This window comes from Exiguobacterium sp. ZOR0005 (assembly GCF_000798975.1).
GTDB lineage: Bacteria > Bacillota > Bacilli > Exiguobacteriales > Exiguobacteriaceae > Exiguobacterium > Exiguobacterium aurantiacum.
Genome location: NZ_JTLB01000022.1, coordinates 1 through 12738 on the forward strand (window position 1 = coordinate 1; position 12738 = coordinate 12738).

Here is a 12738-nt window from a genome sequence, read left to right on the forward strand (position 1 = left end):
CTGCGCAGCCCCTCGGGGCTGCGCAGTTTTTGTTAGACGGCTCCTTGCAAAATCCCTTCCGCCCATTCGACTTCTTCCGTCGTCGGAGGCTTGATTCCTTTTAACGGATAGTCGAGACCGAGCGCCTCCCATTTGTAGACACCCATCTCATGGTACGGCAAGATTTCGACCTTCTCGACGTGGTCGAGTTTTTGAATGAACGCCGCCGTGCGCCGAAGCGCCCCTTCGTCGAGCGTCCATTCAGGGACAAGGACGTGGCGGATCCACATTTTCGTTCCGCGCTCGGATAAATGTTCGGCAAGCGCGAGCGTGTTGACGTTGCTCCGTCCCGTCAGTTTTTTACACATGTCATCATCGATATGTTTGATATCGAGCAGCACGAGGTCGGTATGATCTAAAATCGCATCTAAGTTAGGAGGGCGTAAAGCACCCGACGTATCGAGTGTCGTATGGAGACCGTGTTTTTTCGCCTCCCGCAACAGCGCCTCTAAAAACTCTGGCTGTGCGAGTGGGTCACCGCCTGAAATCGTGATGCCGCCTTTTGACGCCTCCATGAACGGACGATAGCTGAGCGCTTCTTGAATGACATCCTCGGCCGAACGATGGTTATTTTTTTTGAAATCCCACGTATCAGCGTTGTGACAATACAAACACCGGAGCGCACAACCTTGTAAAAAGACGATAAAACGAATTCCCGGGCCGTCAACGGTTCCAAACGATTCGACCGAGTGTACATATCCCATTGTCATCGAAATGACCTCCTAACGAATGAGCGGCCTTCATCCGAAGGCCGCCAAGCCTTGATTGCTTACAGTGAACCGTGGAACGTACGGTTGATGACGTCGATCTGTTGCTCGCGTGTCAACTTGATGAAGTTGACGGCGTAGCCCGAGACGCGGATCGTGAGCTGTGGATATTCTTCTGGATGCTCCATCGCGTCGAGCAACGTCTCACGGTTGAAGACGTTGACGTTCAAGTGATGTCCTTTGTGCTCGCCGCCCATATAACCGTCAAGAAGAGCAGCCAAGTTGAGTTCACGAGCGACGTCTTCTTTTCCGAGTGCTTTCGGCACGATCGAGAACGTATATGAGATACCATCTTGCGCATGTTCGAACGGTAGTTTCGCGACTGATGAGAGCGAGGCTGCCGCTCCTTTCGTATCACGGCCATGCATCGGGTTCGCACCCGGTGCGAACGGTTCGCCGGCGCGACGTCCGTCTGGTGTGTTCCCCGTCTTCTTGCCGTAGACGACGTTCGACGTGATCGTCAAAACGGACTGCGTATGAAGCGCGTCACGGTACGTTTTATGTTTCCGGACTTTTTCCATGAACGACTCAACGAGTTCGACAGCGATCGCATCGACACGGTCGTCATTGTTTCCGAATTTCGGGAATTCGCCTTCCGTCTCGAAGTCGACGGCGATGCCTGCTTGGTTACGAACCGGTTTGACTGTCGCGTACTTGATGGCCGAAAGACTGTCCGCTGTGACCGAAAGTCCAGCGATCCCGCATGCCATCGTCCGCAAAATCTCTGGGTCGTGAAGCGCCATCTCGATGCGTTCGTACGCATACTTGTCATGCATGAAGTGGATGACGTTGAGCGTGTTGACGTAAAGTTCCGCGAGCCAGTCGAGCGTCCGGTCGAAGTCGGCGTACACTTTGTCATATGTGAGCACGTCTTCTGTGTTCAACTCCCATGCCGGCGCGATTTGATCGCCGCTCTTCTCGTCACGGCCCCCGTTCATGCTGTAGAGGAGTGCTTTCGCCATGTTGGCACGGGCCCCAAAGAATTGCATCTGCTTCCCAATCTTCATCGGTGACACACAGCAGGCGATGCCGTAATCGTCACCGAACGTCGGGAGCATGAGGTCATCATTCTCATATTGGATGGCGGACGTCTCAATCGACATCTTCGCGCAATACTGTTTGAATCCTTCCGGCAACTTCGTCGACCAGAGTACCGTCAAGTTCGGTTCTGGTGCCGGGCCGAGGTTCGAGAGCGAGTGGAGGAAACGGAACGAGCTCTTCGTCACGTTCGAGCGACCGTCTTCACTCATCCCCCCGATTGATTCCGTGACCCAAGTCGGGTCGCCAGAGAACAATTCGTTATAATCAGGTGTCCGTAAGAATTTGACGATACGGAGTTTCATGATGAAGTGATCGACGATCTCTTGGACGTCTGATTCTGACAAACGCCCCGCTTCGATATCACGCTCGGCATAGACGTCGAGGAACGTCGAGACGCGTCCGAGTGACATCGCTGCCCCGTTTTGCTCTTTGACAGCGGCAAGATATGCGAGATATACCCATTGGTACGCCTCTTGAGTATTCTCCGCCGGACGGCCGAGATCGAATCCGTAAGCCGTACCGAGTTGTTTTAATTCTTGAAGGGCACGGAGTTGTTCAGATAACTCTTCGCGGTCGCGGATATCTGATTCTGATAAGAAGCCACCACGCTTCGCCAAATCTTTCTTCCGTTCGGCCATCAAGAAGTCGATTCCATAGAGTGCCACGCGGCGATAGTCACCGATGATGCGGCCACGGCCGTAAGCGTCAGGAAGACCTGTAATGATCCCCGACTTACGTGCAGCACGCATTTCTGGCGTATACGCATCGAACACACCTTGGTTGTGCGTCTTACGAATATCCGAATAAATCTTTGTGATCTCTTTGTCCGGTTCGAAACCATACGACTCGAGCGCGGCATCGACCATGCGAATCCCGCCGTTCGGGTGGATCGAACGTTTGAACGGTTCGTCTGTCTGGACACCGACAACCTTTTCAAGTTCTTTGTCTAAGTACCCAGGTCCGTGCGAAATGATCGTCGATGGCGTGTGTTGATCGACGTCCCATACGCCGCCGCGCTCCCGCTCTTGTTTTGTCAATTCCATCACATGTCCCCAAAGACGATTCGTCGCCTCTGTCGGTCCCGCCAAGAACGAATCGTTTCCTGTATACTCGTGTCGGTTCAAGCGGATAAATTCACCAACGTTCACTTCCGTTGTCCACTGCCCAGGAACGAATCCTGACCAGGCTGATTTAATTTCGGTTGCCATTGTGGGTCACTCCTCATAAGTTGAGATAACTGCCTGCTTTCTATAATATGAGTGTACGTGAAAACGTGAACATTATGTTTTACATTCTTGTGAAAGTTGTAACAATCTTATGAACGTTGATATATCAGCTTTTTTGTAAGCGCTTTAATTACTGTTATACTATAAATTAACATACATATGAAACAGTTCAAGGTTGATAGGCCATCATTTTTCCGTTATCTGTATCATTTTTATCGTTCTGTGACGATTTACACAGTTTTTATAGTGATGTAACTCACAGTGCGGGGATAGAACTTGAATTTTTGACCGTTATCGGACACAATGAAGGCAGAACATTGTAGAAGAGGAAGGGGTTCTTCCCATGACGTATGAACCATTGACTGCCGAGCACGACTTAAAAACCGGAGACCGCGTCTCTCTCAAAGTAGAAGCAGCCGGCGAACAGCGTGACGGATTTATCACAGAATTTGAAGACGCAGGGTTTTGGATTCGCTTTGACGACGACATCGAGAACGAGGATTTCATCGATTACCGCGACCACTTGCTCGTAGCATTGATTTCCCGTCCTATCGTCGTAGTGGCGGCTCACCCTGAATTGAAACCGTATGAGCAACTCGTTTCAGAATTACAGTACCGCGTATACCAAGGATTCACGATCGAAGGTGTCGATCGAACGGCTGACGGGGTCGATGTGCACATCAAACTCCTCGAAGACGGCCAGACGTACACACAAACGCTTCGCTCCTCGTTCGACGGAGATACTGAACATGTTCGTTATATTTGAGACAGGGAGCGCTTATGCTTCCTTTGTTTTTGCCCAATGATAAGGAGAAATGATATGAACTTTACAAAACCATTTATTAATGAAGCTTGGCAACGCCTAGGCTTTACGGAACCGATGCCGGTTCAGGCGGAAGCGTTCCCGCCCCTATTAGAAGGAAAAGACGTCACGATCGAAGCACCGACAGGAACGGGTAAAACGCTCGCTTACCTTTTACCCGCTATCGAAAAAATCGACGCCTCGAACGACCGGATCCAAGTCGTCATCGTCGCTCCGACACGCGAGCTCGTTATGCAGATCCAGGCAGTGGCCCAACGTTTCACCGAGAAAGGTGACGTTCGTATCGCCTCGTTCATCGGTGGCGTCGAACTGAAGCGCCAAATCGATCGCCTCAAGAAAAAACCGCATTTGATCGTCGGCACGCCGGGGCGTCTCGTCGAATTGATCGATAAGAAAAAGTTGAAACTACACGAGACGCATACGATCGTGATCGATGAAGCCGATCAAATCATTGACAGCGGTTTGACAGAAGCGGCCGAACGGATCATCAAACATACGGCATCGAATCGTCAAATCGCGCTCGTATCGGCGACGTTGACGGATACGCTTCAAGCATGGGCCGCCCCGTTCTTACCAGAGCCAGTCCACATCAAAATCGAGCGCGCCGTAAGTGCTCAAGTGACGTATGGCTACATGTTGACGACACGCCGCTATAAGCCAGAACTGCTCCGCCGCCTGTCTCACGTCGACGGCGTCAAAGCGCTCGCCTTCATCAACAACCGCTCGTTCTTGCCACCATTAAAAGGTGAGCTCGAGAAGATGAACGTCAACTATCGCATGCTCGACAGCTTGAAAGGAAAACGGGAACGCGTCGAGACGCTCCGTGAGTTCCGTAAAGGCGAGTATCCGCTCCTCATCACGACAGGCCTTGCCGCTCGCGGCCTCGACATCGAAGAAGTGACACACGTCGTCCACTTCGACTTGCCGGAGTCGATTGACGACTTCATCCACCGTTCAGGCCGGACGGCGCGCGGGAACGCGGCCGGCACCGTCCTCTCACTCGTGACTGATGAGGACTTGAAACATTTGAAATCGTTCGCCCGTCAACTCGGCGTCGAATTGAAAGAGCTCGAAATTTACCGTGGCGACGTCATCGAGAAGCGAATCGAAGATAAACCCCCGGTCGTCAAACGTCCCGCGAACAAGCGAGGACCGCGCCGATGAAAAAAGACCGGAAAGTGATTCCATTCCCGTTGCTCGTGGAAGAGTCCGAATTGCTGGCCGAGCTGAAGAAATTGTATGAGCAAGCGGCACTTGCACGAAGCACGCAGTGGACGAACTATATTCAAGAGATCGCCTCGGAAGGCACGTGGCACTTGAAAGACGCCGAACTGTTCCGCGACCTTTTCATCGATTGGGCCGTCTTCTTTGAGACGGACGAGGACGGGATGACACCGCACGGCCGCTACTTGGTGGAGCATAAGGCGGACATGTCGCCGGCCCTCTATCATGCCCTCCGCGGTCTGGCCGTCCCACGCTGCAGCATCTTTGAAGTGACCGAGAACGGTTTACGCGATTGGGAGACGAAAGAAACGTACAACGTGACCCTTCCAGAAGTACGGGAACCTGGCGATGTGATGCTTGGGAAACTGCTAGACATCCGTGGCAGCTGGCGTTTCGGGTCGGCGTTTCTCGCTCTTCCGGCGAAAATGGCCGGGAACGTCTCGGACCTCTATATCGACTTCACGGACGAAGTCGGTCCCGGTGCGTTTCTCGATCAGTTCCCAGAGTTTTGCGCCGAGCTGATTGACTTGTTGCTCGATTTAGAAGAAGGGATCATCGTCCCGAAACCACTAAAATAACCGAGAGGCGGCCGCCTCTCGGTTTTTTCTATCAGTAGACATAATACTCGACGGTTTGATTGGCCGCTTGATCGCTGTCTCCTTCTGCTTTTATGGAAGCACGCGACACCATGTCTCCCTCATCATATACTTCTAGCATAGCCCCTTCTGTCGTTGGAAGCACATGATAGATTAGCTGATCGACATAAGTGACTGACCCGACCGTACCTTGAATGGCTTGGCGAGTCGTCTGCTCCAACGAGTTTAAATCAATAATCAATTCCGTTCCGTCAGATTGAATCGTACGATACTCATGACCTTTGAATAGCGTACCTTTCAATTCTTCCGATTGGTTCACTTTCACTACTTTGTTTTCTTTAGCGTCATAGACAAATAGTCCTGGTAGATCCATTTCTGACATATATTCTTCACCTGTGTCGTCTTGTAACGTCTCAAGCGCCGTCGCGCGAATCGGAATATAGCGGTTGTCCGTCGCCACTTGACCTTGATACGCAGACGGATACCATGACCATTCCGCCCCAACGACACCTCCGATTAACGTCTTGGATCGATCAATCTTTTGCGTGACGAACGTCTTCGTCGATTCATCGAACGTTGCCACATGATGGTTCGTCGTTTCATAGTTTTGATCGTATAGAAGGTGGACTTTATCGTCGTAAACGTAAAATCCCTTCCAACCACTTTCTAATATCTCTCGTGCCTGTCCAAACTCGGTGACGTCTACTTCCTTACCGTCTTTTGATTTGAGCACCACTAACGTATCACGGTCTTTTTGGCCGATCGCCACTTCCCCATTGGTCGTCCAAATGCGTTGCGCATAATCCAACTGTTTCAGCGCTCGTTTGAACGCTCGAGAGTCTTCCCCGAAATTCGCTCGAAAATCGAGGAGCTGCTCGAAGTAACTTCCCTTATGCGAGGAGGTGCTCCCATTCAATGTCACATTGATCTGCGTATAAGGCTGATCTATCGATCCTTTAGCGACTTGAACGATTCGATCTTCCCACACCTTTTTATTGGATTCGACTTGAAGTGACCAATCCGTCCCACTTTCCGTCCCGCTGACGGCATATGTGGCGAGCCCTACCGTGATCATCACACCTAAGGCGACCACGTTCACCATTCGTTTCATGCGATTCACCTCACACACTCATTTTTTTTGAAAGGAAACGACGGCTTAGCAACGTCAGCCCGAAGACCAACCCGATCAATCCTAAACCGAACAGTCCAATCAGTTCATCCATAAACAAATAGCGTTCAAAATAAATAATTAGAAGCGTCGGCAACGCAATCAAACCACTCACTACACAAATCGCCAAGACCGGTGACCAAAGCGTCCGTTGCCATAGCCCCCGCTCCACTAAAACGAACGTGAAGAGTGCGAGCACGACAAATGCGATCAGCACTTGATGCACGAGGAAGTTAAATCCACTCTCTGGATACATCATGGCAAGATAATCGAACTGTATCGCCCTCTCAAACGATCCTTGAAGCGGAATCATTTTGGCGTTCAGCCAAGCAGTGAACAGTTGATATTGCAAAAGCAACGCCATCCATTGAATCGCGAACAAGCCCAAAATGAGCATCATGACCGTCACAAATTTCGCAATGAACAGTTTCATTCTCCCTGTCGGTATCGTCAGCAACCGCATCATAAATGTGCCGCGTCCTTGAAACTCGCGATACCAAATCCAGACGCTGAAAAAAATCATCGCGACGATTGCGACACCAACCGATAGAGTAAAAATAGTGCTCCCGATGTAATTCGCGAACGAGACCGTATAACCCGTCATGCCCTCTAGTCTCATTTCTTCATATGTAGCAGTCTGCCTCCATAAGAAAGCACCTAGCCAGCTGAATTGCAGCGCCAACAGCACGCCGACTAAAAGCAAGTACGATTTCTTTACGCGATCAAGCTCCCAACTGATCAGTTTCAACACGCTCATGCCCCGTACTCCTCTCTCATGACATCGACGATCGACTTGCCGTGAATGAAACGGACGTCCTCGACGTCGAACTCACGGACGATCCGTCCTCGGTTCAACATGACGGCCTTATCGACCAAATATTCAATGTCTTCAATCTCGTGCGTCGTAATCAACACGCCCCGATCTTCCATCACATCACTCGAGAACAACTCGACGATCTGTTCTTTTGAAAACACATCGATGCCTGAGAATGGTTCGTCGAGCAATAAATAGTCCGGGTCTTGTGCGATGCCGAGCGCCAAGTTCACTTTCGCGAGCGTCCCTTTCGATAGCTCGTTCAACTTGTCTTCCGGGAACAGCTTGAACTCGTCGACGAGACGGGCGAATAGTTTTGAATCGAACTTCGGATAAAAGTCGCGCATGAACGCCTCGCACTGCTCAATCGTGAAGTGAATCGGGAATGTCGAGTGATCCGGTACGAACGCGACGCGATTCAAATCAAGCGGCTCCCCATCGATGAGCACCGTGCCGCGATCAAACGGCGTGAGCCCCATAATGCCTTTTAAAATCGTCGATTTCCCGGTCCCGTTCAAACCGATGAGGCACGTGATCTCTCCTTTTTGGGCCGTGAACGACACGTCTTCAAGTACTTGCTTTTTACGGTAACGTTTTTTAACTCCCAGTACTTCGATCATCGAGATTCCCCTCCTCGTATTGCTGTTTAATTTTATCGACGAGTTCATCCATCGTGACGTCGAGTTCTTGGATCGATTCGACGAAGACGGCGATCGCCTCATCGACGAGCTCCGTTCGAATCCGGGTCAATACGTGTTCATCCGTCGTCACGCGACTCGGACGGTTCCGTTCGGTCGTAATCAATTGTTGTTCCTCCATCTCTTTGAACGCCTTTTGGACGGTGTTCGGATTGATTTTCAGTTCGGTCGCGAGCTCTCGCCGCGACGGCATCTCTTCGCCCGCCTGTAGTTCTCCTAGCGCCATCTTCTTTTTGAAGTAATCGACGACTTGGATATAGACGGGGGCTCTCGTGTTGAATTGAATGATCATAGGCCACCTCTCTAAGTGTATGATGCGACTAATACACTATCTGACTGTATTATCATCATAATACACTTAGGTGTCAACAACTATTTGTCAAAACCATCCAAAACAAAAACGCATCCGTTGCTTACACGGATGCGTCAATCGATTTGAATGATCTGGTCGGCCTTGACTTTAGGATTGACCGTCTCGAGATAATGCGCCTCTCCCGGCCAATAGCGACGCTTGTATTTGGCGAGCCGTTCCGCCATGTCCCCGATGTATGTATCGCGTTGCAGAACCCGCTCATACCGGACCTCCCGCGGGCAGTCGAGATAGACGACGTAATCGAAATAACTCCGCCATTCGTCACGCAGCAAAAAGATGCCTTCGATGAGGACGAGTGCGTTCGGTGCGATTTCCACCGTTCGGTTGATGACCTCATCCCGGTCGCGGTCATAATATGGCAACGTCAGCGTCGCCTGCCCTTCTTGAAGCGGTTTGAACAACGTCTCCACGAGCAAGTCGACATCCCATTGGAGCGCATAGTATTCCATCGCCTCGGGTTCACCCGTCCCATAACGCCTGAACCGCTCGACGATAAAGTCGTCAATGTGAAAATTCGATTCGTTCGGCACGATGCCCCGTAATTGATTGACAAGTGTCGTCTTCCCGGCACCGCTCAACCCGTCAATCGCCACCACGAATGGCCGGTCCGGCGATTGTTTGACGTATTCGTTTCGAAGGATCTCCTTCAGCGTCTCCATCTTTTCCTCTCCTCTAACAAAAAAAGTCAGCCGCTAGGGCTGACTTCAGTTTACCAGAGCACCCAACCGCGCGCTCCCGGCGGTGCACTCTCAATCAAGTGCCAAATCGGAATCGTGTAAGCGAACGCGATCAAGACGAACGTCACGGTGATCCACAATTTCCAGTTCTCGAAGAAACGAGGTGTCTCCATCGCCGCCTCCTCTGTCTCGGCGAGCGGGAACTCTTCTTCCCCTTTCGGCGCGAGGAATGACAGGTTGAACATCGAATAGACAAAGATGAGGACGGAGATCAAGAGAATCGTCCCACCGATCGCCATTGCCATATGGTACGGGATCCATTCACGCGTGAGCGCGTCCGAGAAGTAAGTCGCCGGACCCGTTCGACGCGGGTTTCCTTGAAGGCCCGAGATGTGCATCGCGTACGACATGATCGCCATCCCGAACGCCCAAGTCCCTGCTTGGATCAAGCCGAGGCGATTCATCGCTTTCGTGAGCGTCCGGCCACGCAATACCGGCACAAGCCAGTACGCTGTCCCGAAGAACGTCAAGGCGACGGCCGTCCCGACCGTGATATGGAAGTGACCGGTGACCCAAAGCGTGTTGTGGACCATCGCGTTCAATTGGTGCGACGCGTTAATGATCCCACCGGCACCGGCCGGGATGAAGAACAACATGCCGACGAAAGGTGCAAGGAAACGGACATCCCCGTAAGGCATCTTCTTCACCCAACCGAACAGTCCGCGGGCACCGAGCGCCCGGCCTCGCAATTCAAACGTCGCGAACAGCGAGAACGCGGTCATGAACGAAGGGATGACGACGAGGAACGTCAAGATGACTTGGACGAACTTCCAGAACGGGTCGATGCCAGGTTCCGTCAACTGGTGGTGGAAACCGACAGGGAACGAGAACAACAAGAACAACAAGAACGCCATCCGGGCGAGAGCATCCGAGAAGATCTTACCGCCGATGACTTTCGGCACGACCGTATACCAGACGATGTAGGCCGGCATGAGCCAGAAGTAGACGAGCGGGTGGCCGAAGTACCAGAACAGCGTCCGTGACAACTCGATTCCGACCGTATCTTTCCACCCGAGTGAGAGCGGGAGCAGTTGGAACAAAATCGTCCCGGCGACGCCGAGTGTGGCGATGACCCAAAGCAGCATCGTCATGATGCTCATGAAGGCCGGAAGTGGCGGATGAACCCCAGGATTTTCCCGTTTGTAGTCCGCATACATCCGGAACATCGCGAACGCTGACAACCACGTTCCAACGACGAAGAGGACGAGACCGACATAGAAGATTGGGTCGGCCATGAGCGGCGCATAGAACGTATAGAGCACGGTCGCTTTATTAGCGAGCACCATGATCGTGACGAGCACGGCCCCGGCGATGATCATCCAGAAACCGAGCCAGGCGACGCGGGTCGGGAATGATTCGAACCGACCGAACGACTTGGCGAGGAGCGCATACAGGAGACCGATGATGAACATCGTCGTGAAGACGAGACCGAGCATGATGCCGTGGGCGGTCAAAAGTTGATAGTAGCCGAACACTTCCGGGATGATGCCGGTCCGGATAAGCGTTTGCATGAGCCCTGCCAGGGCACCAATCAAGACGGCGAGCACCGAAATGACGACGTGGGCGTAAGCGAGCCTTGCCTCTTTCACACCGATACTTGGCACCGGCACGCCCCGTTCCATTTCCCATTGTTTCAACTTTGAAGCGACGTCGTTCATGTTACTCCACCACCTTAATTTTAGTCGCCATCATATGATGGCCCGTACCGCAGTATTCATTACAAAGAATCAAGAACTCTCCCGTTTCTTTGAACGTATACGTGAGCGAGTTGATATGTCCCGGGACGACCATCATGTTGACGGGCGTACCGACGAGCTGAAAGCCGTGAACGACGTCAGGTGATGTAACGAGGAACGTCACTTTCGCACCTTTCGGGATCTCAACGTTTCCAGGCGTGAACGTGAACGCCTGGGCGACCATGACGAGTTCATACTCGTTGTCCCCGATTTTGTGAAGGCCAGGATTGTCGAACGGCGCCGTTTGATGTACTTTCGCCGGGTCGACCAGATCGGCGTCTGATGCCGGTTGGTTGCCGGCCGCAAAGGCCGATACACCGAGGACAGTCAAAAACACGGCCAATAAGATAATGCCAAACACTAACCAATATTTCTCAAGCTTATGAATATGCAACGTGAGCGACTCCTTTCGTTTCTGTTATCGTGTGACGAATAAATAAAAGACCGATGACCACATGGCGATGATGACGCCCGCGACGATCATGACTGATGTGAACGTTCCTTTCAAATCTGGTTCTTGTCCACCGTTCTTATCCACGTGAAGGACCCCTTTCGCTATAATTTCCATCTTCATTGTATGAGATTGAGCAGTTATTAATATGTGACTTTTATCACTTCAAAAGTGACAATCACATCATTTTTGCGTAGTTTACACACATAAAGTTCACAAATGATACATGCAGTCACACAAAAAAACCGTCTCACGAAGAGACGGTTGCGTTTCAGTTATAATCGGCAAATTCCAGCCGGACAGCCTTCACAGTGACATAACTCTTTTAGGAAATCGAGGTCGTGAATCTCGATCGTATTCGGAGCCGTCATCAAGACGCCATCTTTGCGCCATTGACTCATCAAACGATTGACCGTCTCCCGCGGGGCGCCGATCAGTTGACCGAGCTCACCATCGGACGGATGTCTCGGAATGATGATCGATTCGCCATCGTCGATACCGTGCATCGCAGCCATCCGGAGCAATGTCGAGGCGAGTGCGCCTGGCTTGCCGTAAAGGAGAAGATCGCGCACTTTCATCTCTGAATGTTTACGCATCATCGACGTCCACCGGATAATCTCACCAGCGAACCGGATATCCTGCTGCATGAGCGTCTCCAGCTCTTGTTTCGAGATGGTCCCGATGACACTCTCCTCGGTCGTCTCAATGCTATAGGAGCTTGGATATGATTCGACGATGTCGAACTCTCCGAAGAAATCATTCGACCCGAATAAGAACATGACGAGCGGATTGCCTTTTTTCGTGATCTTTGTAAATTTGACCGAACCACTCTTTATATAAAAGAATTTGTCACATTTCTCGCCTTCCCAACAGACGATGCTCGCTTTCGGATAAACTTGAGTCGTCATCATCTCGAGCAACAACTGTTTCGTCTCGTTTGAGAAGATAAAACTGTTCGGTTGCGTCTTTCCACATTTCGTCGACATCATTTCCTGCTCCCTCCATCGTTCATTCACTTGAATGTCTCGTACGTTCATTGTATGGG

General features: G+C 51.5%; 14 protein-coding genes. 3 read left to right on the plus strand and 11 right to left on the minus strand.

The features are described 5' to 3' along the window. Positions 1–32: 32 nt before the first annotated feature. Complete coding sequence (gene pflA, locus L971_RS08840; protein ID WP_024371649.1) at positions 33–749, minus strand: pyruvate formate-lyase-activating protein; 717 nt, start codon at positions 747–749, stop codon at positions 33–35. A gap of 59 nt (positions 750–808) precedes the next feature. Further along, on the minus strand, positions 809–3055 hold the full coding sequence (pflB, locus tag L971_RS08845; RefSeq protein WP_047375434.1) for a formate C-acetyltransferase: 2247 nt from the start codon (positions 3053–3055) through the stop codon (positions 809–811). Between the two features lie 361 nt (positions 3056–3416). Here pflB and L971_RS08850 point away from each other — a divergent pair, with 361 nt between their 5' ends. From L971_RS08850 to L971_RS08860, 3 genes are read left to right on the plus strand one after another with little or no spacing between them, the layout of a single operon-like run. Then, a complete protein-coding gene (locus L971_RS08850; RefSeq protein WP_029335941.1) occupies positions 3417–3839 on the plus strand; it encodes a hypothetical protein in 423 nt (140 codons plus the stop codon). 54 nt (positions 3840–3893) lie between these two features. Further along, the gene (locus tag L971_RS08855) at positions 3894–5060 is read left to right on the plus strand and encodes a DEAD/DEAH box helicase (RefSeq protein ID WP_051638926.1); all 1167 of its coding nucleotides are present in this window, start codon (positions 3894–3896) and stop codon (positions 5058–5060) included. Then, positions 5057–5698, plus strand: a complete 642-nt coding sequence (locus L971_RS08860; protein WP_024371653.1) for a hypothetical protein — start codon at positions 5057–5059, stop codon at positions 5696–5698. The genes L971_RS08855 and L971_RS08860 overlap by 4 nt, the downstream gene beginning before the upstream one ends. Before the next feature lie 31 nt (positions 5699–5729). Here L971_RS08860 and L971_RS08865 read toward each other — a convergent pair whose 3' ends face one another. From L971_RS08865 to L971_RS08900, 9 genes are all read right to left on the minus strand, one after another. Then, positions 5730–6827 (minus strand): hypothetical protein, encoded by a 1098-nt coding sequence (locus tag L971_RS08865; RefSeq protein ID WP_047375436.1) that lies wholly within the window; start codon positions 6825–6827, stop codon positions 5730–5732. Positions 6828–6837: 10 nt separating this feature from the next. After that, complete coding sequence (locus L971_RS08870) at positions 6838–7641, minus strand: membrane protein (RefSeq protein ID WP_047375438.1); 804 nt, start codon at positions 7639–7641, stop codon at positions 6838–6840. Next, entirely contained in the window at positions 7638–8318 is a 681-nt protein-coding gene (locus L971_RS08875) for an ABC transporter ATP-binding protein (RefSeq protein ID WP_024371656.1), read from the minus strand. Before L971_RS08875 ends, L971_RS08870 begins: the two co-directional genes overlap by 4 nt. Beyond that, the gene (locus L971_RS08880; protein ID WP_024371657.1) at positions 8296–8688 is read right to left on the minus strand and encodes a GntR family transcriptional regulator; all 393 of its coding nucleotides are present in this window, start codon (positions 8686–8688) and stop codon (positions 8296–8298) included. Before L971_RS08880 ends, L971_RS08875 begins: the two co-directional genes overlap by 23 nt. A gap of 134 nt (positions 8689–8822) precedes the next feature. Continuing rightward, entirely contained in the window at positions 8823–9428 is a 606-nt protein-coding gene (locus L971_RS08885) for a kinase (RefSeq protein WP_047375441.1), read from the minus strand. Between the two features lie 50 nt (positions 9429–9478). After that, complete coding sequence (locus L971_RS08890) at positions 9479–11164, minus strand: b(o/a)3-type cytochrome-c oxidase subunit 1 (RefSeq protein ID WP_034799259.1); 1686 nt, start codon at positions 11162–11164, stop codon at positions 9479–9481. A 1-nt stretch (position 11165) separates the two neighbouring features. Beyond that, positions 11166–11636, minus strand: a complete 471-nt coding sequence (locus tag L971_RS08895) for a cytochrome c oxidase subunit II (protein ID WP_024371660.1) — start codon at positions 11634–11636, stop codon at positions 11166–11168. 24 nt (positions 11637–11660) lie between these two features. After that, complete coding sequence (locus tag L971_RS15060) at positions 11661–11780, minus strand: cytochrome c oxidase subunit 2A (protein WP_228615964.1); 120 nt, start codon at positions 11778–11780, stop codon at positions 11661–11663. Positions 11781–11968: 188 nt separating this feature from the next. Continuing rightward, positions 11969–12682 carry a Crp/Fnr family transcriptional regulator gene (locus L971_RS08900; RefSeq protein WP_231557585.1) on the minus strand — a complete coding sequence of 238 codons (714 nt, stop codon included), beginning with the start codon at positions 12680–12682 and terminating at the stop codon, positions 11969–11971. Positions 12683–12738 lie beyond the last annotated feature (56 nt).